Source organism: Saccharopolyspora sp. MMCC62 (assembly GCF_057736575.1).
In genome coordinates, this window is record NZ_JBYKCM010000004.1 from 634687 (window position 1) to 660026 (window position 25340).

At 73.2% G+C, this 25340-nt stretch carries 1 protein-coding gene (running past one end of the window); it reads left to right on the top strand.

All coding sequences use genetic code 11. The features are described 5' to 3' along the window. Nucleotides 1-25340, top strand: partial view of a WXG100-like domain-containing protein gene (locus AC29IT_RS13285; RefSeq protein WP_488218866.1) — the 5' portion only. The gene runs 37537 nt beyond the window's last position; the window shows 25340 of its 62877 coding nt (coding positions 1-25340); the start codon lies at nt 1-3; its stop codon lies off the right edge, out of view.

Sequence of the window (25340 nt, forward strand, 5' to 3'; positions counted from 1 at the left end):
GTGAGCAAGTACGAGACCACCGAGCTGCCCGACAAACTCCAGAAGTTCTTCAAGATCACCCTCGGCATGGAGTGGCCCGAGGGCAGCGAAGGCGGCCTCAACGCGATGCACGCCGCGTTGGAGCGCTACGCCGACCGCACCGACGAGATGGCCGCCAAGATGGAGTCGGCCGGCGGTGACATCGACGCCGCCCTGGACGGCGACACCTCCGACGAGACCGTCCGGTACGTGAAGTCCGATCTGCCCGGCTACCTGCGCGAGCAGTCCGCCGTCGCGCGCGACCTGGCCAGCAAGGCCCACGACGCGGCCGCGGACATCCAGAAGAACAAGATCATGTTCATCGCGATGACCGCGATGACGCTGGCGACGGTCATCTCGCTGATCGCCTCGCTGTTCGGCGCGTTCATGGTCCCGGCGGTGCTCGCCGCTGCGCGGGTGGGCATCACCGCGCTGCTGCGGGAACTGATCAAGCAGATCGCGCAGAACATCGTCAAGCAGCTCGGCCGCATCCCGCAGGCCGTCAAGGCGGGCGGCTGGAAGGCCGGGGCGAAGGCGGCCGGTTCGCAGGCCTGGCAGCTGGGCAAGTACCCGGCCGGTGGTGCGGCGTTCGGTGCCGGCGTGATGGGCGGTCTGGACGCGGGCATCCAGGGCATCCAGAAGGCCGCCGGCTACCGCGACAACATCAACACCGAGTCGATCAAGGGCATGGTCATCGGTGGCGCGATCGGTGGTGCGGCCTCCGGTGTCGCCGCCGGGGCGGTGCGCGGCATCGCGAAGAACCTCGACGACGTGATGGTCAACATCAACAAGAACATCACGAACGCGAACAAGCTGCGGGGCCCCAAGGAGCAGATCCCGGAGAAGAAGTTCACCCGGGGGCAGGTGGCGTTCGGGCGCTTCGCGGACGGCGCGCTGCAGATCGTCTCGGTCGCGGCGAGCAACCCGCTGGTCTACATCGCCACCGACGACAAGCACGGCGTGGCCTCGGACGGCATGTTCGGCGCCTTCGCCAAGGGCGGTCTCGGCGGCACGACCGGTGGCGGTGGCAAGGCCGGTGCGGGCACGCCGACGATCAGCGAGGTCAAGGGCCCCGGCGACCTGAAGATCCCCAGCCCGGGCGAGATCGGCGGCGACAAGTCCGGCGGCGACGCCACGGGCGACAAGAAGGGCACCGGCGGGGCGCGGGACGGCGAGTCCTCGACGAACACCTCCAGCGACGGGCCGCCGAGCTACGAGGAGGCGACCCAGGGCCCGCCGTCGTACGCGGAGGCCAACGGCGAGGGGACCGCGGGCGCCGGGCAGGGCGGCCACGATTCGAGCGGGCAGTCGGATTCGAGCGGTCGGTCGGATTCGAGTGGCCGGTCCGACTCCAGCGGTCAGTCGGATTCGAGTGGCCGGTCCGACTCCAGCGGCCGGTCCGATTCCAGCGGGCAGTCCGATTCGGCTGGTCGGACGGATTCCAGCGGTCGCTCCGATTCGAGCGGTCAGTCCGACTCCAGCGGCCGGTCCGACTCCAGCGGGCAGTCCTCCTCGACGAACACCGGGTCCGGGCAGTCGGATTCCGCGGGCTCGCGCGACAGCCTGGTGGACTCGAACCGGGACAGCGCGGGGCAGCAGGAGTCCTCCTCGCGGGACGTGAGCCACGGCGGCACGAACATCGGCTCGGTGTTCGGGAACTCCGTGCCGGTGGCCACCGAGTCGACCGGGATCGGCTCGGCCGACGGCGGCACGTCCTCGGAGAGCTCCGGGACCTCGACCTCGCACAGCAGCGGGTCCGGCCAGTCCTCCTCGACCGGCGGCTCCGATTCGACCGGGTCGCAGTCGACCTCGCAGTCCAACGACTCCTCCTCGTCCAACCAGGGCCAGGCCGTCGCGCACGGCGGATTCGGGCAGTCGCAGAGCACCTCCGGCGGGCAGGTCGGGGGCGCGGCGAACTCGACGGCGGGCACGAGCACCTCGGGTTCCACCACGTCGTCCGCGCCGAGCTCCAGCACGACGTCCTCCAGCACGACGTCCTCCAGCACGACGTCCTCCAGCACGAGCGGTCCGAGCACGGCCGCCACCGGCGGTCCGAGCACGACGGCGACCGGACCCGGAACCACGGCCACCGGCCCGGGCACGACCGCTACCGGTCCGGGCACGACCGCCACCGGTCCGGGCACGACCGCCACCGGCCCGGGCACGACCGCCACCGGCCCGGGCACGACCGTCACCGGTCCGGGCACGACCGCCACCGGTCCCGGAACCACCGCTACGGGTCCTGGCACGACCGCGACGGGGCCGGGCACGACGGCCACGGGACCGAACACCACGGCGACCGGGCCGAACACGACCGCGACGGGCCCGAACTCGACCGCCACCGGTCCGAACTCGACGGCCACGGGGCCCGGCACGACGGCCACCGGTCCGAGCACGACCAGCACCGGCAGCCCGAGCACCAGCACGACGGGCGGGCAGACCGGCACCACCGGCGGGCAGACCAGCACCGCGGGCGGGCAGACCTCGTCGACCAACCCGTCGACCGCGGCCACCGGCCCCGGGCAGTCGCAGAGCACCCCGGGCGGCGACCGGACCGGGACGCAGGGCGGTCCGAACCAGACCTCGACCACGAACCCGAACGGCTCGACGGTCATCGGCTCGGACGGCACGACCTCGTCGACCGACGCGGACGGCGGGCCGAGCAACACCGACGGCCGGTCGAACGAGATCGGCGGCTCCGACCGGCAGGACGTCGGCGGGGACCGGGCCGACTCCGGGTTCCGCGACGACGTCCAGAACTCGCGCGACGAGTCGCAGTCGTTGCGTGACGATGCACAGACTTCGCGGGAGGAATCCCCGTCCTCGCGCGAGGAATCGCAGAGCTCCCGGGACGAGTCGGGTTCCCGCGAGGAGCAGGCTTCGCGGGACGAATCGAACTCCCGCGAGGAGCAGGGCTCCCGGGACGACGAGTCGACCACCGATCCCGCGCAGTCCCGGGACGACTCGGCCGAGCTCACCGAATCCGACCGGCCGGAATCCGAACGCACCCCGGATTCCCGCGCGGACGAAGCGGAATCCGGCCGGGACCAGCGCGAGGACTCCGCCGCGCCTGCCCCGGTGCAGGGCCAGCACCAGTCGGGCGGCCAGCCCGGCAACCAGGCGACCAACCAGCCGGGGCGCGGGGCGGCCACCACCCCGCAGGCGGGTGGCGAGACGCGCGCTCCGCAGTCCGGCACGGTCACCGGAGGCAGGCAGGACGCCGCCGCACCCGCCGCGCGCACCAGCGGCGAACCGGATTCCACCGCCGCGAACCCGACGAGCGAGCAGCGTCCCGACACCACCGCCGACCCGGAAGCGGACCCCGTCACCGAGTCCCGGTCCGAGCCCGCGCCGCGCACCGAATCCGCGGGCCGCCCGGACACCACCGCCGAGCCGGAGACCGGCGCCACCCGCTCCGACGGCTCCACCGAGCAGTCCGGCCGCACCGAGGACGCCCGCCCCGAGGACGCCGAGCCGACCCGCGTGGAGGACGAGCAGCCGACCCGCGCGCAGGACGAGCAGCCGACCCGCGCGCAGGACGAGCTGCCCGCTCGCGACGCGGACGCGGAGCGCGCCGACCCGGTCGCGTCCACGACGCCGAACCAGTCGACGCCGAACCAGTCGACGCCGAATCAGACGACGCCGAATCAGACGACGCCGAACCAGACCGGCAACCAGACGACGCCGAACCAGGGCGCCAACCAGAGCACGCAGAACCAGGCGAACCCGAACCAGGCGAACCCCGGCCAGACCACGTCGAACCAGCCGGGCCAGCAGCCCGGCGGGCGCCCGAACGTCACCTCGCAGCAGGACCCGGGCCAGGCGCGCGGCGGCGACCAGACCGCTACCCGCGGCGGCGACTCCCGCGGCCCGGCCACCGAGAGCAGCAGCCCGAACCGCAGCCAGGACACCAACCGCGGCCAGGACACCAACCGCGGCCAGGACTCCACCCGCACCCAGGACGGGGAGCGCGGGCTCAACGTCACCGCGCCCGACCAGCGCACCGCCTCGACCACCTCGCGCCCCGGCTCCACCGGCACCTCGCACACCCGCGAGGGCGGCAGGCAGGACCCGCCGCTGCCGCCGGTGTTCGCCGCGCTGCTCACCGATCCCGACCTGGTGCCCGCGCCGATCCCGGATGCGCCGCGCGCGCCGCAGGGCGGCAGGCTGAACGGCCCCGCCCAGCAGGACGGGACGCCGCTGCGCATCCCGGCCCCGGACGAGGTCGTGGTGGGCCTGGGCCCGCAGGGCGGTCGTTCGCTGGTGATGGGCGGCGATCCGCCCGCGCAGCGCACCGCGACCACCGAGGGCGACGCGGCGGCGGGCACCTCGTTCGCCAGGGACGTCCCGCTGTCCGAGGACCTGGAGTCCGCCGCCCGCTCCTACAGCAAGCTCGCCGCGGGCCGCACCCGCGAACTGCTGGACACCGCGGCCGTCCTGCTCAGCCGGGCCGGTGAGATCCCCGGCAAGGTGCCGACCGTCCTGTGGGAAGCCGTCGCGGCGCGGATCGCGAAGGGCGAGCACGGGCGCGCGGACGAGCTCGTCCAGCGCTACGTGCACGAGAAGGAGTCGCTGGGCGGCGAACAGGCCGCGCGGACCGGCCGGCCCGACTCGGACACCCCGCCGATGTCCCCTGTGGACAGTCCGCGGCGCGGTGCGTTCGACGAGGTCCCGGGCAGCCCGAAGGACGGCGAGAGCCGCAACCGCGGCACCGACGACGTCGACGGGTCCGGCAAGCGCGGGGACGACGCCGAGGACGGGCGCGGATCCGATCGCGGCGAGGACGGCAAGCGGTCCGACGACGACGGCGCGAAGGACTCGGAGCAGGCGAAGAAGGACGCCGAGGACGAGGCGAAGAAGACCCCGAAGCCGGTCCGGGAGATCCGGGAGGCGCTGCCGGACTACGTGCGCCGCGGCCAGTCCCTCGGCCCGATCGAGCAGATCGGCGCCACCCGTCGCGCGAACCTGCCGCAGGACACCCGGACGCTGGAGTTCAGCGGTCCCGACGTGGTCGCCCACCTCAACAGCCTGCTGCCCGGCGGCAAGGGCAAGTGGGAGGACACCGGCATCGTCCAGCGCCGCGTGGACAACGCGGTGCACAGCCTGGTCGGCTCCGGCGACACGTTCACCGTCCGCAAGGGCGGCAAGTTCTACGAGCTGCTGGTCAAGGCCACCCCGCAGTTCGACGAGATGAAGTCGGTGAAGCCCTCCGACGAGTCCATCAAGGCGAGCACCAAGACCGAGAAGTCCACCTCGCACACCAGCAGCGAATCCCGGGACAAGGCGTTCTCCCCGCAGCTGGCGACCACCTCGGTGCCCGGCGTCTACGTGTACGTGAACCCGACCGTGCCCGGCGGCTTCTCCGAGACGCACCTGTCGGAGCAGAGCCAGAAGTACGGCAGCGGCCACAAGTACGCCATCAAGGAACTGCACGACGTCGAAGTGCCGATGAAGTTCGAGTTCTCGCTGCGCGACAGCAAGAACCAGGTCGTGACCCCGCCCGGCGTCGGACGCGACGTCGTCGGCCCGACCGCGAACCGCACGCTGGAACAGCACAGCGTCTCGGAGACGGCGGACGTGGCGCTGCGGGTGCCGATCGGGCTCTCCAACGGCCGCTCCATCGGCAACGTGCTCGCGGACTCGCACGCGCACCTGGACACCTTCCACCAGTCGCTGAACCAGCGGCGCCAGGTGAAGCTGGCCGAGCAGGGCGTGCACGAGCTGGGCGAGCTCGGCGAGGCGGGCAGCCGCGCCGTCCGGGACTCGGCGCCGATCGGCGTCACCATCCACACCGGCCCGTTCGCCGGTTCGTTCTTCACCCAGGTGCAGCAGATCCTGGGCAAGAGATTCCGGGACGAGACCTCCGTCGACGCGCACGGCAGACCCGCTCTGCAGGAGTTCCTGCACAAGGACGGCATCACCGAGCGGTTGCCGGAGATGACGGTCTTCGAAGGTGCGCACCCCGAGGCGGGGTGGGTGCAGTCCGGCGAGATCTACAAGGGCCGCAAGCTCTCGCTGTTCCGCTCCCACCCCGGCACGAAGATCGAGATGCGGGCGGTGGCGACCTGGATCAAGGTCGGCCACGAGCACGCGGACGTGACGCACTCCGATTCGCAGACCGCCACGTTCGGCAGCAAGGACGTCCGCAAGACGGACCGCTCCGGCGGGCTCAACGCGATCGCGGGCCCCGGTGTCGTCGCGGGCCCGTTCCGGGTCGTGGCGGGACCGAACGCCGGGTTCAACATCGGCCGGGCCAACGAGCAGAGCATCAACCGCTCCACCGAGGTCACCCACACCGTCGACACCACGGGTGAGGCCGCCCGGTACCAGCTCGGCTACAAGATGCAGGTCCGCAAGCTCGGCGGCGAGCCGGTCACGCTGGACGGCATCGTCGCCGCCGACATGCTCGGCGACCGCGGCAAGGCGGCCGAGGCCGGGCTGTTCGACGGGACCCCGCTGGCCGACGCGCACCGCCCGGAGACCTTCCGCTCCGGTGCCGAGCGCACCCACTTCCTGCCGGAGTCGGTCGAGAACGGCCACGCGTTCATCGGCAGGCTCACCGACCTGCCCGTCGGGCGCGATCTGTACAACGGGCTGGCGGACCTGCTGCGGGACATCCCGCTGCGCGGGCGGGTGCGGCTGGACCAGAACATGTTCATCCGGCAGTTCGACGACCAGGCCTTCGCGAAGGGCCTGTCGGCGAAGATCGCCGACGTGCTCAAGCGCGGGCGCAACCTCGCCGACATCCTCGCCGACGAGGAGGTCGTCAAGCAGCTCGTCCCGCACATGGTCGACGGGGCGCTGCACCTGCCGCTGAAGCGGGAATCGCTGCTGAACGACTACGTCTCCGTCGTGCGGCTGTCGATGGAGACCAGCAACATCCGCGACGGCGAACCGGTCCGGTCCGGGGGCGAGTCCTTCGGGGGCGCCCGGCTGGACGGCGACGCGACGCCGGAGGGCACCGGCGGGCGTTCCGGGGAGGACTCCGGCAGCGGCGCGAAGGACGGCGGTGCGAAGGACGGCAGCGGTTCCCGGGACGGCGCGAAGGACGGCGCCGAGGACGGGAAGTCGAAGAGCGACGGCGCGCTCAACACCAGCCGGAAGGTCACCGACGAGACCACGGTGAAGAGCAGCCGGTTCCGCAAGCGCGGCCTCATCGGCGGCGTCCAGGCCCGGCTGTACGCCTCGCTGGGCATCGGGTCCTACGTGCTCAACGGCGGCTACCGCGCCGAGGGCAACCGGACCCGCAGGCGGGGCTTCGAGTTCGGCCGGGAGACCGCCGTCGAGCGCAAGCGCGGTGGCAGCATCGCCCCGGACGGCAAGCTCACCGACGACCGGCTGCGCTCGTTCCGCGCGGACCTCGACTTCAAGGCCGAGGTCCTCTCGTACAAGCGGCCGAGCGAGGGGATGCGCCGCATCCGCCCGCAGCGCCCCGGCAGGCACGTGCCGGTGTTCCAGGAGCTGACCAGCGACTTCCCGGTCGACCTGACCTCGAACGAGCGGTCCAGGCAGAAGCCGAACCCGCACGCCGCCGAGCCGATCACCAAGCGGGTCGACGCCCGCTTCGTGGTGCCGGAGAGCCTCGTCAGCGAGGAGGACCCGCTGGCGGTGACGCACTTCGAGGAGGGCGCACCGAACGCGCAGGTCGAGCAGATCGGCTCCCCGCCCGCGCCGCACCAGATGCCCCCTGGCGGGAGCCGCACGCTCGACGGCGCCCAGCTGGTCGGGTTCACCGGCGGCAAGATCCTGCGCCAGATGGCGACCGACCTGCTCAGCCAGGTCACCCGCAACGACCCGATCGTCCGGTTCCCCGTCCCGGAGATCACCAGCCCGATCGCGCACATGCTCGGGGCGGACCGCATCGAGGGCGATCCGCGGCTGTTCAGCAGGCCGCGCACCACCTCGATCTCCTACACGCGGGCGCGGCGCGACCTGGCCGTCGAGATGGGCACCTCGTTCAAGCCGGTGCTCGACACCGCAAGCCCGATCACCCGCAGCGAGTACGAGCAGGCCACCCGGGAGCTCACCGGCAAGGCCAACGCGGGGCGCACCACCGGTTGGAGCGTGAACCACGGCGGCTACGTGGGCGCGGTGTTCACCGGCCCGTTCGGGCAGGGCGTCAAGACCGGCACGCACGACGTGGACGGGCTCGGCGTCGGCGTCATCAACGTGCAGCCCTACACCCAGTCGATGGGCGCGGAGACCTCGCGTTCGCTGGAGAGCGGGCAGAAGCTCACCGTCGAGACCGCGCCGGAGAAGGTGTACCTGGCGCGGGTCAAGGTGCACGCCGGCATGGTCGCGGAGGCCACCTACAAGGGGAACTTCGACCAGCTGGAGCTGTTCTCCCGGCCCGAACCGCGCCGCCGCGGGCAGTACGTGGAGCTGCCGGAGTCGCAGCTGGTGTGGCTGACCAAGGACCAGCTGGACGAGATCAGCCCCGGCCTCGGCGGGGAGCGCGGCGGCGATCCCGCGTCGTCGACGCCGCCCGGTTCGGATCCGGCCACCGGCGACCGGGCGCGGCGGAACGACCCCGCCGACGACACGACCTCCGACTCGTCCGGCTCCTCGGCGGGCGAGCACAGCACCACGTCCACCAAGTCCCGCCCGGACGCGTCGCTGACGCTGCCGCCGAGCCTGGACCCGAACCGCGCGGTGCGGCCGTCCTTCGGCCTCGGCGGCATCATCGACCCGGTCGACCTGGCGAACCAGCTCGGCGAGATCCGGGAGAACCTGAGCCGGGAGCTCGGCGAGGACGTCGCCGCGGCGCTGCTGCCCGACACCTCCGCGGGCAACCCGCGGAACAACCACGCGTCGCTGCAGGCGCTGCTCACCGACATCAACAACTCGGTGGAGCAGGCGCTCAACGGCGGCGAGCGGACCACGCTGCGCTACGAGCGCCGGTTCAAGGGCAACACCTACCGGTTCAACCTGGAAGCCGACTTCCTGCCCGACCACGGCCCGGGTTCGATCCGGCACGTCGAGAAGCTCAAGGTCACCAACCTCGCCAGCACCGCCCTGGAGAAGGTCCGCACCAGCGGCCGGACGCTGCTGACCACGATGTTCGCCGGTCGGCTCGGCGTGCGCGGCACCGAGATCCCGCCGAGCGACCCGCAGGCCAGGCAGACCGAGCACACCGGGCTGGGCGCGGCGGGCGTCGGCATCACCCCGCAGGCGCGCTGGGGCAACCGCACCCAGCAGCTGACCAACAAGGACGAGGTCGGGCACGAGCGGTCCGCGGAGACCAGCGGCCCCGTCGCCGAGCACGGCGGCCGGCTGCGGCTGAACCTCCAGGTCGCGCACGGCGACGGTCCGGCCACGCACGCGATCTCGGTGGACCGGCCGGTCACGGTGACCAAGCTGGCCGAGGAGGCGCTGCCGCTGCCGGACGGCACCCGCTACGGGCAGCTGAGCCACCGCTCGACGCTGGCCGCCGAGCAGATGACCTCGGACGCGCTGAACGCCTGGCGCGGCGAGGGCAAGTTCACGCTGCCCACCGCCGACGCGCACTGGGGCGAGCACTTCTTCGGCGACATCGACGAACTCGTCCAGGCGGGGCGCGGCGCGCTGACCGACTCCGGGGCCGAGATCCCGCGGGACGTCGACAGCGCGCTGGCGATCGCGATCACCGTGGCGCAGCTGCGCTCGCGGCTGCCCGACCAGCTAGACGGCGTCTTCACGGTGCCGATGCCGGACCTGAACCGGACGCTGGAGTTCCACGCCCGCGTGCCGGAGACCCCGAAGTTCGCGAGCACCAGCGGCTCGGTGAAGTTCGAGGGCAAGACCAAGCCGAAGGACGAGCGGACCTCCGAGGTCGAGTCCGGGCACACCACGGAGCTGCGCACCACCGAGCCGTGGGGCTGGGGCGGCAACACCCAGCCCGCGGACAAGAGCCCCTACGCGTTCGGCCAGAACTCCGGCTACGCGGCGCGCGACCTGGTGGCGCTGTCCTCGCGCGACCCCGCCAAGCTGCTGCAGAGCGGGGAACTGCACTCGGAGGACGCGGCGCGGATGCCGATCTCCGACAAGATCATCCACAACGAGGAGACCGTCACCAGGGCGCTGCTGAGCGGCCTGGAGTTCCGCGTCATCGCCCGCGAGACCGGCGGCGCGTTCCAGTTCGGCGAGCCCAAGGTCGGCGGCCGCAGCGTCGGTTTCCGCGACGCCTTCGTCTCCCGGCTGTGGGACGACGACGCGACCGCGCGCACCGGGCACGCGATCTCCCCGGACCTCATCCAGGCCACCAAGGATCTCGCCACCAAGGGCGAGGAGTGGTCCAAGGCGGACAAGGCCCTCAAGGGCGCGCTGGAGGCCGACGGCTTCGCCGGCCCCAGCCGCACCGGCGAGACCGAGGCGGTCGCCAAGGCGCAGGAGGCCGAGTCCCACGCCCGGTCCGAGTACTCGAAGGCCAAGCGCACCTGGGACCAGCTGACCCAGGCCGAGCACGAGCGCGACGCGCGCATCCGCGAGGAAGCCCGGATCAGCGAGCGCCATGCCGCGCAGGACCGCGCCGAGCGGGCCGCCGACCCGGGCTCGCAGTACCGGCTGCCGCCGATCCGCCGTGCCTCGGTCGCCGACGACCTGCTCAGCGGCTGGGAAGACGTCATCAACTACGGGCGGCCCAGCACCTCGCGCACGCACGGGCCCGCGTTGCCGCGCATCCCGGAGGAGATCGAGCTCAGCGACCTGCCGCCGCGCGGCACCCGCGGCGACCTCGCCGGACCGCCCGCAGCGGTCCCGACGCCGCCGGGGGAGAACTCCGGGCGGAGCGGCGACGGTGCGAACCGCGGGGACGACGCGAACCCGGGCGAGGAGTCGAACCGCCGCGGGGAGGACTCGAACCGCCGGGACGAGGACTCGAACCGCGGCGAGGAGTCGAACCGCGGGGACGAGTCGAACCGCCGCGACGACGCCACCACCCGCGGCGGCGAGGACTCGCCGCGGCGCGGCCGGGACCGGAGCGGCACCCAGGACAGCTTCGACTTCGCCCACGACCCGGAAGCCCAGCAGTGGCGCCGGATGCTGGGCTTCTCCGAGCGGGACATCGCGCAGCAGGACGCCGCGCACAACCTCGGCACCCTGGACGAGGTCGGCCCGCTCGACGAGGTCGAACTGGACTCGCTGCCCAGCCGCTCCACCGACTCGGACGGGGTGCCCCCCACCGACCAGGACGGCTCGTCCCGCCCGGCCCCCGAGCGCCGGGTGCAGATGGGCGGCGAGCCGGTCGCCCCGCACCGCGCGGTGGTCGACGCGCTCAACGACGCCGCCGCCGAGCACTCCCGCAGCGGCCGCGAGCCGGAACCGCGCACCGAACTGCTCGGCCCGGACGTGTTCGGGCGGCGCGCTCCCGAAGCGGCGCCCGAGTTCCTCACCGGGCACGACTACTCGAACCTGCCCGCGGACCGCACCACCAGCCTGTTCCGGGCGCTGGACATGGCGCGCCCGGAGGGCCGCCCGACGCACGCCGAGATGGCGCCGGACGCGCTGGCCCCCGAGCCCGGTTCGGTGATCACCTCGCACCGCTCGCCGACGCAGCGGGCCCGGTGGGCGCCGCGTCCTCCGGTGCCGCTGCCGGAGACGCTGGAGATGCCGCGGCTGGCGCACCACGTCTGGCTGGGCGGCCCGCTGTCCGGCACGGGCAGGCACGGCATCCACCGGGAGGGCATCGGCGAGTCCGCCGACGCGCACGCCGGTCAGCTGGACACGGTGCTGTGGACGGACGTGCCGCGCTCGCAGTTCGAGGCGGCCGACGCGCACACCGGCCCGATGGCCGCCGACCACCCGCTCGCGCAGGTCCGCGACATGCTCGACTGGGCGCGGCAGCACGACGTGAAGCTGGTCAACCTGGACGAGGTCTCCAACGCGGAGAGCCCGCTGCCCGGCCACGAGTTCATCGCGAGCGAGCGGGCCAAGATGACCCAGGCCGGCAGCGCGGGCGCCAGCGACATCGCCCGGCCGGCGATCATCCACGAGTTCGGCGGCGTCTACGTGGACGGCGACAGCGCGCTGCGGAACCCGCAGAGCGTGTTCGACGTGGCGCTCACCAGCCCCGAGGGGTTCGCCCTCCACATCGACACCGAGCGGGGTTTCGCCAGCAACTCGGTGGTCGCGGCCCCGCGGCAGCACCCGGCGATGCGGTCCTACCTGGACACCATGATCCGGCAGTACGAGAAGCCGTACTCCGAGGTGGTGGACTCCCGGCTGCGGGACGCCGGTCCGGAGGCCTTCAACGACCCGATGCTCGCGATGCGGCGCAACTCGATCCGGCAGCGCAGCGGGCCGGAGAACCTCGACGAGTTCGCCCGGTCCCTGGGCTACCGGGACTCCATCGACCTGCCCGGGCTCAAGGACGTCGACGTGCGCAGCGCCGGGACCTGGATGTACCCGGCGCCCGCGCCGCACCCGCGGGTGTGGGACGCGGCGGCGACCGAGCGGTTCACCCAGAACGTCGTCCAGACCCTGGTGCGCGGCCTGCACAACCGGCCCGGCGAGCTGCTGCTCACCGAGGTCGGCGACGTGGTCAACACCCACCCGGACCCGGACCTGATCTGGAACTCGGCGATCACCTTCCTGGCCGAGCACCCGACCTTCGGTCCGATGATCGAGGGCGTCACCTTCGCCCGCCACGACTACGGGCAGCCGAAGAACCACGAGCTGCCCGACCACGCCCACGAGCTGCTCAACGTCGACCACGACGACCCGTACGTCCACTACGGCGAAGTCGGCATGCCCACCCGCATCGAGAACCCGGGGCACCCGAGCCCGGACCCGGTGGAGATGGGCGGGCACCCGCTGGACGCGGTGCAGCCGCAGGGGACCGGCAAGGACCTCACCTTCGCCGACGTGGAGTTCGTGCCGCTGCCCGCGGGCAAGGACGGCGAGGCGATCGGCGTCGGCTTCCCCCGCTCCGACGTCGAGGCCGAGACGATGCGGCACGCGTTCGAGGCGGGCGCCGGGGACCGGGCCGCGCAGCTGTACGGCGCGCCCGCGGACGGCAAGAACTACTTCGTGGCGCCGCACTTCAAGGACGGCCACTTCACCGTCCGGGACCACGACGGCGCGCTGCACCGCCTCGACCACGAGCAGATGAGCAAGCTGCTGCTCAGCGCCGGTCGGCCCGGTCCGCAGTGGACGCAGGGCACGAACCTGCTGTGGCTGAGCTGCAACCTCGGTTCGCCGGAGCACTCCGGAGTCGGCCAAGGCCTGCACTCGCTGCTGTCCGACCAGGTCGGGGAGCAGTACGCGCCCAGCGGCAAGCCGGAGCTGCTGGAGAGCGGCGGCGTGAACCTGCGCGGCACCGGCGACATCACCCGCTTCGGGCCGAACGAGGCGGACCCGCCGAGCTACGGGGATCTGGACACCACCCCGGGCCACGGCGTCGAGATGGGCGGCACGCCCCCGCCCGCCGACCCGGAGCAGCGCAGGCTGCTCGGCTCCGCGCGGGACTCGGTGGCCGCCGCGCAGCGACACCTGGCGGCGCTGCCGCCGGACGCGCTGCCGGAGGCCCGCGCCCAGGTCGCCGCCTGGCGCCAGGCGTGGGCGGACGGCCAGGTCACCTCGCTGGGCCCGGACGCGCTGCGCTCCTTCGACCAGACCGCGCGGGACCTCGCGAGCGAGATCCGGGAGACCCGCTACGAGCAGCTGCTGGAGCAGCACGACACGGCGTCGGACCGGATCGCCGACGGCGTCGAGGAACCCCCGTTCCACGAGGACGGCGTGCCCGGCGGCATCAGCTCGCGGCCCGGCGTGAAGGTGGGGCTGGAGCTGGAGTTCCAGCTCCCCGAGGCGGACCGCGAGCTGTTCGGCGCCAAGGTCTCCGACCTCGGCATGAAGCTCAACGCGGGCGGCTTCCTGGAGTGGAGCCCGGACACCCCGCTGCTCACCCCCGACCGGGTCCCGTCGGCGGAGCTGCACTCCCGCGGCAAGTGGGCGATGGTCGACGAGGTCGCCCACGAGAACGGCGTCGAGGTCATCTCGCCGATCCTGCGGCTGGACCAGCGGCCGGACATGTGGCTGGACGTCGAGGCGGTGCTCGACTCGGTGCAGGAGCACGGCGGCACCGCCGACAGCACCGGCGGTCACGTCAACATCAGCTTCGACCAGCCGCTCAACGCCCGCGAGTACCACCGGCTGGCGCAGCTGACCAAGTCGTTCGAGTCCGTGATGTACCGGCTCGGCAACTACCCGATGGGCCCGAACCAGCGCGCGCTGCACATGGTCGGCCCGAACCCGATCCCGCCGGACGCGTCCAAGGTCACCAGCCCGTCGGACGTCCGTTCGCTGAGCCGGGACAAGTACGACGCGGTCAGCTTCCGGCACGTGACCGGCGGTCCCGCGGACCGGGTGGAGTTCCGGTTCTGGTCGGGCAGCACGAAGGCGAGCGTGTGGCAGGCGCACGTGGAGCTCAGCGCCGCGATGCTGGCGGCGGCGAAGGACCCGTCGATCCAGACCCGGCTCGACGAGATGATGCGGGAACCGGAGCTGCTCGGCGTCGGCGGCGGTTCCGCGCTGCCGGACCTGATGAACCTGCTGGAAGTGCTGCCGCTGAGCCCGGCCGCGCAGGAGCAGGCGGTGCACCTGTTCGCGCTCACCGACCCGTGGGAGGACACCGGCGGCAACGACATCCACTGGCGCTCGCAGACGGTGGGCCTGCCCGACGGCGGGCTGTTCTTCCCGCACGACGGCAACACCATCGACTCCGCCGTCAAGGTGGCGCGGACCGTGCAGCCGCACCCGGACACCGACCTGGTGATGGGCACCCTGGACCCCGCCACCGGTGATCTGAAGCTGTGGAACGGGGAGACCCTCGCCGGCAACGACCTCATCGACACGATGAGCCACCGGCGGATGGGGGACCGGAACGCGGTCGCGATGGCCATCTCCGGGGTCGCCGACGCGCCGTGGTTCCCCGAGCTGGTGCAGCACTTCGGCCAGCTCGGCAAGCCGGTGCTGACCGCGGGCAATCCGCTGCTCGGCCCGGAAGGCCACCTGGTCGCGGCCACCATGCAGGTCGGCGCGGACGGCCGGATGCGCCCGGGCCCGGACCCGGCCGGCTGGGTGGAGCACCGGCCGGAGGGTTCCCGCCCGACCGGGCAGTTCGACCTCGGGCACGCGATCGCCCAGGTCACCCGGCCCGCGCAGCCCGAGCACGCCCCGGCGGGCGTCGTCATGGGCGGGGAAGCCTCGCCGCGCACCAGCATCGACGACCACTTCGCCGTGCCGGACCACGGCGACACCGCAGGCGCGCCGCACGATTCCGGTGCACCGGACGACGCGGCCGCACCGCACGACGCGGGCGAGGCGCAGGGCCCCGGCGCGCGCAGCGCGGCGCACGACCCGGCCGCGGTCGACGGCATCGTGTCCGAGCTGGCCGACGCGCGCGCCGGGCGCGCCGACGAGACGGCGCCGCTGCTGGGCGAGGACCTGTTCGGCCTGCTGAGCCCGGATCCGACTCCGGATTTCCTGCAGGGGCTGGACATCCCGGCGTTGGGCACCGACAAGTTGTCGTCGCTGTTCGACGCGATGGACCTGACGCACGACGCGCCGACCGCCCGGCTGACGTCGGACGGGCTGGCGAGCCGTCCGGACCAGGTGATCACCTCCCGTCCGTCGGAAGAGGCGCGGAACGGCTGGGCGCCGGGCGAGGTGACGCCGCTGCCGGAGACCCTGGAATTGCCGAAGCTGCTGCACAGCATCTGGATGGGGAGTCCGGTGCAGGCGGCGACGCGGTCGGCGGAGGTGTTCGAGAACTTCGGTTCCGCGGCGTCCCGCTACGACGGGACTTCGGTGCTGTGGACGGATGTTCCGCGTGCCGACTTCGACGCGGCCCGGGCGAGCGAGCCGCCGGCGGACGGTTCCCCGGACCCGCACGCGGGTACTCGCGAGATGCTGGACTGGGCGCGGGACAACGGGATCAAGCTCGTCAACATCAACGAGTTCTTCCACCAGGAGAACTCGATGGTGCTCGACCCGTACTTCCGCAGCGAGAGCGGCCGCCTCACCGGCGCCGGGTACGCCGCGGGCAGCGACATCAGCCGGATCGAGATCCTGCGCGCCCTCGGTGGTTTCTACAGCGACGGCGACAACCACGTGCGGGACCTCGCGCGCGCCGAGCGGGAACTGCTCGACACCCCCGAAGGCTGGGCGCGGCTCTCCGACCAGACCGGGAAGGTCGACAACGCCGCGTACGGGATGCCGCGGAACCACCCGGTGGCCGACTCGATGCTGCGGTCGATGGAGACGGCGCTCGGCGAGGAGCAGGCGAAGCTCTACCAGGACTTCGCCATGACCGCGCACAAGGAGATGTTCGACCAGAACGTCATGCGCGTCCGGCGGAACTCGCTGATGATGCGCACCGGGCCGGACGCGCTGTTCCGCCTCGCCGGCGAGCTCGGCTACCAGGGCATCCACGGCTTCCCGCAGATCCCCTCGGTGCACGTGGAGTCCGCGGCGAGCTGGCTGCCGGGCGGCTCGCGGCCCGACGCGAAGCTGTCCGGCCCGGAGGCCGCCGCCGACCTGGCGAAGCACACGGTGCAGACCCTGGTGCGGGACATGAACAACCGCGACGGCGACCTGCGGCTGGTGCGGCTGGAATCGTTGCTGGACAAGCACACCGACCCGGAACTCGTGCTGGCCGGCGCCCTGAAGTTCATCGCCGAGCAGCCGGACCTGGCGCAGCGGGTGCAGTCGATCACCACCACCGGCTGGGACCGCGGCGAGTTCAACGAGGTGCCCGTCCCGGAGGCCGTGCGCGACCGGTTCGTCGTCTCCCAGACCGGCTGGCAGCAGCGCATCGCCGAGTTCATCCGGCCCGCCGTCGTCCGCGACGGCGCGGACGCGGACTTCACCGCGCACGCCGAATCCGGCTGGACGGACCCGGGCGAGAGCGCGGCGCGGGCCGGGGAGCTCTACGGCCTGGACCGGCCGACGCAGCAGCAGCTCGACCACATCAACGCCCTGGACCGGCTCGCCGAGCCCGAGCCGTTCCAGCCGCGGCCCGGCGAGGACGCGCTGCTGCGGCTCGCCGACGAGGTCGACATCCCGGCGGGCTCGAACCGGGACCGGCTCGGGAACCTGCTCGACTTCGCCGAGCGGAACCCGGACGCGCTGCTCACCCGCCAGGACTTCCTGCGCGCGCCGCGCAGCCTCGCGTCGCCGGTGTTCGTGGAACCCAGCTTCGACGGGTGGCGCGGGCGTTCGGAACCCGACTCGCCGGACTCCCCGGACTCGCCCGGCGGTGGCCTGTTCCAGATGCGCCCGACGGGGCGCCCGGACACCTCGATCGCCCAGGTGCTGAACACGCTCGGCCGGGACCCGCTGTCCACGCTGAGCCCGGTCACCGACGGCCCGCTGCTGGGATCGCAGAGCTTCGGCGGCCCGCGGCTCGGTTCGGGCCGGTTCGGCGACGACGCGCCCCTGCTGGGTTCGGGCCGGTTCGGTGACGACGCGGAGCAGTTGGGCTCCGGTCGCTTCGGCGATGAGCCGCCGTTGCTGGGTTCCGGCCGGTTCGGCGACGAGCCGCAACTGCTGAGCTCCGACCGGTTCGACGGCCCGCTGCTCGGTTCCGAGCGGTTCGGCGGCGAGCGGCTGGGCTCGGACACCTTCGACCCGCGCAGGCGCGACTCCGACGTCGAATCCGACGACGGGTTCTTCCAGGCGCCGCTGCGGCGGGACGCCGCGGACGGTCCGTCCCGCCGGGACGAGGACTCGGACTCCGAGAACGAGGGCCTGTTCCAGCGGCCTCCCGAGCGCAGCGTGGTCATGGGCGGCGAGGACGTCGCCCCCGGCCCGATCGCGCGCAGCGCCGCGGACGCCCAGGCCGAGGTGGAGCACATCCGCGCCGAGCTCGACGGCGCGCTGGTGGACCACCCGAGCGAACCGGCGCCGCTGCTGGGCGAGGACCTGTTCGGCCTGCTGAGCCCCGAGCCGACGCCGGAGTTCCTGCAAGGGCTGGACATTCCGGGCCTGGGTGCCGACAAGCTGTCGTCGTTGCTCGACGCGATGGACCTGGCGCACGACGCGCCGACCGCCCGCCTCACCTCCGACGGGCTGGCGAGCCGCCCGGACCAGGTGATCACCTCGCGGCCGTCCGCCGAAGCGCGGAACCGCTGGGCGCCCGGTGACGTGACGCCGCTGCCGGAGACGTTGGAGCTGCCGAAGCTGCTGCACAGCATCTGGATGGGGAGTCCGGTGCAGGCGGCGACGCGTTCGGCCGAGGTGTTCCAGAACTTCGGTTCCGCGGCGTCCCGCTACGACGGGACCTCGGTGCTGTGGACCGACGTACCGCGTGCGGACTTCGACGCCGCGCGTGCGAGCGAGCCGCCCACCGACGGATCGCCGGACCCGCACGCCGGTGCTCGCGAGATGCTGGACTGGGCGCGGGACAACGGCGTCAAGCTCGTCAACATCAACGAGTTCTTCCACGCGGACAACCCGATGGTCCTCGACCCGTACTTCCGGGACGGGACGCAGCGGCTCACCGGCGAAGGCTGGGCCACCGGCAGCGACATCGGCCGCGTCGAGCTCCTGCGCGCGCTGGGCGGGTTCTACAGCGACGGCGACAACCACGTGCGGGACCTCGCGCGCGCCGAGCGGGAACTGCTCGACACCCCCGAAGGCTGGGCGCGCCTCTCGGACCAGGCGGCGCCGTTCGACAACGCCGCGTACGGGATGCCGCGGAACCACCCCGTGGCCGACGTGCTGCTCGACTCCATGCGGGACGCGCTCGGCGAGGAGCAGTCGAAGCTCAACGCGGACCTGAACGGCGCGCTGACCACGCAGGCCTTCGGGGCGGGCATGCTGCACGTGCGCCGCAACTCGGTGATGCAGCGCACCGGCCCGGACCAGCTCGTGCGCGCCACCGGGAAGCTCGGGTACGACGGCCTGGCGGACCTGCCCCGGATCGGGGCGGTCTCCGTCAAGTCGGCGGGCAGCTGGATGCAGGACGGCTCGACCTCCCCGGCGCGGGCGGACGGCCCCGCGCGGCTCGACGGCCCGGAAGCCGCGGTCGACCTGGCCAAGCGCGCCGTGCAGACCCTGGTGCGGGACCTGCACAACCGCGACGGCGACCTGCGCCTCACCCGGCTGGCCCCGCTGCTGAACCGGCACCGCGACCCGGAGCTGGTCCTGGCCGGCGCGCTGCAGTTCATCGCCGAGCGGCCGGACCTGGCGCAGCAGGTGCGGTCGATCACCACGACCAGCTGGCACCGCCCGCCGCCCACTTCGCGGCCGGACTCGGCGAACACGCGGAGCACCCTCGATCGCGGAACGATCTCCGAGGTGCCGGTTCCGGAGGCCGTGCGCCACCGGTTCGTGGTCTCGCAGACCGGCTGGCAGCAGCGGCTCGGCGAGTTCGTCCGCCCCGCGGTGACGCGCGACGACGCGTCCGTCGGCGTCGCCCTCACCGAGTCGCACTGGGCGGACCCGGTGCGGGCCGCGGATCGGGCGCACGCCCTGTACGGCTTCGACCGGCCGAGCCGGCGGGACCTCGACCTCGTCACGGCCCTGGACCGGCTCGCCGAACCGGAACCGTTCCGGTCCCGGCCCGACGCGGACGCGCTGCTGCGGCTGGCCGACGAGATGCGCATCCCGGACGGCCCCCGCCAGGAGCGGCTCCGCGCGCTGGCCGACTTCGCGGACGAGCACCCGAACGCGCTGTACTCCCGCCAGGACTTCGTGGCGGCCCACGCGTTCGAGCAGCAGCAGGCCGTGCAGTGGGACCCGAACGCGTTCGCCGAAGTGGAGTTCGAGCGGCGGGACGGCGGCTCCGACACGTCCCGCCGGGACGACGACTCCGACTCGGACGACGACGGCCTGATCATGCCGGGCCGCGGGCGCAGCGTGGTCATGGGCGGCGACGACGTCCTCGCACCGAGCCGCGAGCACGCGGAGCTGACCTCCGCGCTGAACGACACCGTCGACCAGGTCCGCAGGCACCTCGACGCGCTGCCCCCGGACTCGGTGCCGCGGCTGCGCGAGCGCGCCGAGCTGTGGATCGACTCCGCGCGCCAGGGCACCTTCGCCGCCGCCGATGTGGAGCAGCTGCGGCCGCGGCTGGACGAGGCGTCCCGGCTGCTGCGCAACGTGCGCACCCAGCGCGTCGCCCACCTCACCCGGCAGTTCGAGCAGGCCCGCGCCGACGTCCGCGACGGCGAGCCGCCGATCGAGTTCCACGTGTTCGGCGTCGAAGGCGGCCAGTCCGCCCGGCCCGACGCGCAGGTCGGCTTCGAGGTCGAAGTGGAGTTCAAGGGCGGCGACTTCGACGGCAAGGTCGGCGAACTCGGCATGTCGCTGCTGGAGCAGGACGTGCTGCTCGACCACCGGGTCGGCGGCAAGACCGACACCTTCGAAGCCCACGCCATGGACAAGTGGGCGATGGTCGACGAGCCCGACGTGGACCACGGCATCGAGCTCGTGTCGCCGATCCTCCGCACCGGTGAGGACGGCGCCGACCCGTGGATGGACCTCCAGGACATGCTGGAGACCGTCCAGGAGCACGGCGGCGAAGCGGGCGCGAAGACCGGCGGGCACATCAACGTCAGCTTCCGCGACCAGGTCCTCACGCCGTCCGAGTACGTGCGGCTGGCGCAGCTCACCAAGGCCTTCGAGGCCACCCTGTACCGGCTCGGCAACCACCCCGGCGACGTCGGGCACCGCAACACCTTCCAGGTCGGCCCGAACCCGCTGCCGATCGACCCGCGCGCCGACCTCACCTACGCCGACGTCCGCCGCCTCAACCAGGAGCGGGAGGAAGGGGTCAGCTACCGCAACGTCGACGGCGGCCCCGGTGACCGCGTCGAGTTCCGGTTCTGGTCCGGCAGCACCGATCCGGCGGTCTGGCAGGCGCGCACCGAGCTGAGCCTGGCGATGCTGGCCGCCGCGAAGGACCCGTCGATCCACGCCCGGCTGGACGAGCTGATGGCGGAGCCGCAGCTGCTCGGCCGCGGTTCGACGGACCTGCCGGACCTGGTGGACCTGCTGGAACTGCTGCCGATGAGCGAGACCGCGCAGCAGCAGGCGGTGCAGCTGTTCGCCGCCACCGAGACGTGGCGGGACACCGGCGCCAACGACGAGCGGGTGCGCGCGCAGACCATCGGCACCCCGCACGGCGGGCTCCGGTTCCCGGCCCCCGGCACCTCGATCGCCGACGCCGTCTCCGCCGCGCGGCGGACCACCGTCCCCGAGGGCGCGGACCTGGTCGTCGCCGAGCAGGCGCCGGGCGGGGCCGGGCTGAAGCTGTGGGACGGCGGGACGATGCCGCCGAAGGAGTTCGGCGACCTCGTCGAGAGCAGGCTCCGGCGGCTCGGCGGTGGCGGCCCCGCGGTGTTCGCGCTCGGCGCGGGCGGCGGCAAGGGCGGCTGGCTGCCGCAGCTGGTGAACCGGCTCGACGTCCCGGTGCTCACCACCGACTCGACCGTGGTGCAGGGGCCGGACGGCGGGCTGCGGGTCGTGGACCAGGTCGTCGACCAGGACGGTTCACTGCGACACCGCCCCTCCGCGGACGGTTGGGTGCTGCACGAGAAGGGCGGCGCCACCCGGCCCACCGGGCACGCCGACCTCGACGCGGCCGTCGCCTCGGTCGCGGCGGAGAACTCCCGGCGGCCGGACGGTTCGGCGAACGGCTCGACCGCGCGGGAGGACGGCACCACCGCCCCCGACGGGGAGCGCCGCCTCGTCATGGGCGACGAGGACGTGGCGATGCCGGACTTCGGCGCGCCGCACGTCGACGAGCGCACCCAGCTGGTCGACCGGTTGCAGGGCGCCGTGCCGCAGTTGCAGCGGCACCTCGCCGTGCTCCCGCCGGAGGCGCTGCCGAACGGGGTGCTCCCGCAGCTGCGCCAGCGGGCCGCCGCCTGGGCCCAGGGCTTGGACACCAGTGCGTTCTCCCAGGTCGACCTGGACCGGCTGCGCGAGCGGGTCGGCCAGGCCGAGCAGCTGCTGCAGAACATCCGCGGCGTGCGGGCCCGCGGCCTCACCCAGCAGTTCCAGCAGGCGCAGGCCACCGCGCAGTCCGGGGCCTCGCCGGTCGAGTTCCACCCGCAGGGCATCGCGGGCGGCGCCTCCGCGCGACCCGACCTGCGGGTCGGGCTGGAAGTCGAGTTCCAGTTCCACGGCGAGAACTTCGACGCCCGCGTCGGTGCCCTCGGCGACGCCCTGCACCGGCAGGGGATGCTCGCCACACCGTCCATGGTGGACAAGGGCGAGACCGGGATCTCGAACGACGCGGGCAAGTGGGCGCTGGCCGAGGAACCGTCGGACGAGCAGGCCGTCGAGCTGGTGTCGCCGATCCTGCGCCCCGGCGAGCAGGGCAGCACCGCCTGGCCGGAGCTCGGCGCGCTGCTCGACACCGTCAACCGGGCGCAGGGCGATGCCGGCCGCACCGGCGGGCACGTGAACCTGAGCTTCGACCGGCCCATGACGCCCGCCGAGTACCACCGGCTCGCGCAGCTGATGAAGGCGCACGAGGCGGTGCTGTACCGGCTCGGCAACTACCCGGGTGGCGGCGCGCACCGCGAGACCCACGAGGTCGGTCCGAACCCGCTGCCCGCGCGCCCGAGCGCGGACCTCACCGTCGCCGACGTCCAGGAGCTCAACTGGGGTCGCGAAGACGCGATCAACTTCTTGCACGTGGAGGGCACGCCCCAGGACCGCGTGGAGTTCCGCCTCTGGTCCGGCAGCACCGACCCGGCGTACTGGCAGGTCCGCACCGAGCTGAGCGCCGCGATGCTGGCCGCCGCCCAGGACTCGTCGCTGCAGCCGCGGCTGGACCGGCTGATGGCCGACCCGCAGCTGCTGGGCCGCGGGTCCGCGGAGCTGCCGGACCTGCTGAACCTGCTGGAAATGCTGCCGATGAGCGAGGAATCGCAGCGGCAGGCGGTGCAGCTGTTCGCCGCGACCGAGCCGTGGCGCAACACCGGCACCAACGACCCGGTCCTGCGCTCCGAGTCGATCAGCCTCGGCGGCGGCGGGATGTACTTCCCCGGCCCGAACACTCCGACGCCGGACGCCGTCTCCGGCGCCCGCGCCGTCGGGTTGCCGGACGGGGCGGGCCTGGTCGTGGCCGACCTGACGCCGGACGGCTCGCACGTCGCGCTGTGGGGCGGCGGTACCGCAACCCCCGAAGCCTTCGTCGAGGGCATCGCCACCCGCCGCGGCATCGGCATGGAGCAGCCCGTCGTGTTCGCCGCGTCCGGTGCCGGGCGCTCCCCGGTGCTGGCCGCACTGGTCGAGGAGTCCTCGCAGCCGGTGCTGGCCACCGAGAGCGGTGTGGTCCGCACGCCGGACGGCGGCCTGCACGCGGGCCGGATGGTGCCCGGCCCGGACGGCGCGCTGACCTTCCAGCCCGACCCCGCCGGGTGGACGGTGCACCACCGCGGCAGGGAGTCCTGGTCCACCGGCGAGTCCGAGATGACCTCGGCGGTCGACGCGCTCTACAACGACGGCCGCTACGACCCGAACGCGGACTCCGACGCCGAGTCCGGCATGGAGATGGGCGGCGACCGCACCGGGGACCCGGCCCCCGGTCGCGGCAAGGACCTCACCTTCGCCGACGTGGAGTTCGTGCCGCTGCCCGCGGGCAAGGACGGCGAGGCGATCGGCGTCGGCTTCCCGCGCAGCGACGCGGAAGCCGAGATCATGCGGCACGCCTTCGAGGCCGGGGCGGGCGAGAACGCGGCCCGGCTCTACGGCGCGCCCGCCGACGCCGACAACTACGTGGTGGCGCCGCACTTCAGCGACGGCCGCTTCACCGTCCGGGACAAGAGCGGCGAGCTGCACCGCCTGGACCAGGACCAGATGAGCAGGCTGCTGCTCAGCGCGGGCCGGCCCGGCCCGGAGTGGACGCAGGGCACGAACCTGCTGTGGCTGAGCTGCCGCCTCGGCGACGCCGACGGCTCGGTCGGCGCCGGGCTGCACTCGCTGCTGTCCGACCACGTCGGCGAGCAGTACGTCCCGCACGGCAGGCCCGAGATCTTCGAGAGCGGCGCCACCCAGCTGCTCGGTTCGTCCGACGTCTCCCGCCTCGGCGATCCGGACGGTTCCCGCGGCCCCGGCGACCCCGAGTCCGCCGAGCTGCCGGTGCCGGAGGACGGGCGCAGCGTCCGGATGCTCGACGAGGCACCCGGCAGGCTGGACTCGCTGGTGGGGCTGGTCACCGAGGCCCAGCGGAACCTGAACGCGCTGCCGCCGGAGGCGATGGCGGACGCCCGTCGGCAGGTCGCCGGGTGGACGAACTCGCTGGAATCGCTCAACGCCCTGTCCGACTCGGCGCTGCGCAGCTTCGAGAGCTCCGCGCGCGAGCTGGCCGCGCAGGTCCGCGAAGCGCGCGTCCGCGAAATCGGCGAGCTCTTCCGCGGCGCCGAGCAGGCGCGCGCCGACGGCGCCCGCGAACCGAGCTTCCACCGCGACGGCGTGCCCGGCGGGGCGAGCTCCCGGCCCGGGGTCAAGGTCGGCCTCGAAGTCGAGTTCAAGTTCCTCGGCACCGACAACGCGGGCGCCACCGCGAAGGTCACCCAACTGGGCACCCGGCTGGAGGACGCCGGGCATTCCGAATGGCACCCGGTCGCCGACTCGCCCGCCCCGGAGCGTCCGGCGTCGCCGATGGACCTGGACTCCGATTCCGACTCGGATTCCTACTCGGACGGCGGATCCTCGCGGTCCAGCGACTCCTCCGAACTCGAGTCGAACGTGCTGGCCGTGCTGCCGCACCCGAACCAGCCGCTCGTCGGCGAGCTGCATTCCCGGGGCAAGTGGGCCATGGTCAGCGAGACCGCCCACGACTACGGCGCCGAGCTGGTCTCGCCGATCCTGCGGCAGGACCGGCAGCCGGAGATGTGGGCCGACCTCGACTCGATCCTGCGCGACGTCGAAGCGGTCGACGGCAACGCCGACAGCACCGGCGGCCACGTCAACATGAGCTTCGACGAGCCGCTGACGCCCCGCGAGCACGTGCGGCTCGCGCAGCTGGCCAAGAGCTTCGAAGCCGTGCTGTACCGCCTCGGCAACTACCCCGGCGGCGGGCAGCGCGCGATGCACATGGTCGGCCCGAACCCGATCCCCGCGGACCCGGCGAAGGTCACCACCCCCGAGCACGTCCAGGCGCTGAGCCGGGACCGCTACGACGCGATCAACTTCCAGCACGTCGAGGGCGGCCCCGGTGACCGGGTGGAGTTCCGGTTCTGGTCGGGCAGCACGAAGGCGAGCGTGTGGCAGGCGCACGTGGAGCTCAGCGCCGCGATGCTGGCGGCCGCGAAGGACCCGTCGATCCAGCCGCGGCTCGACGCGCTGCAGAACACGCCCAAGCTCGTCGGCCGGAACACCGGTGCCGC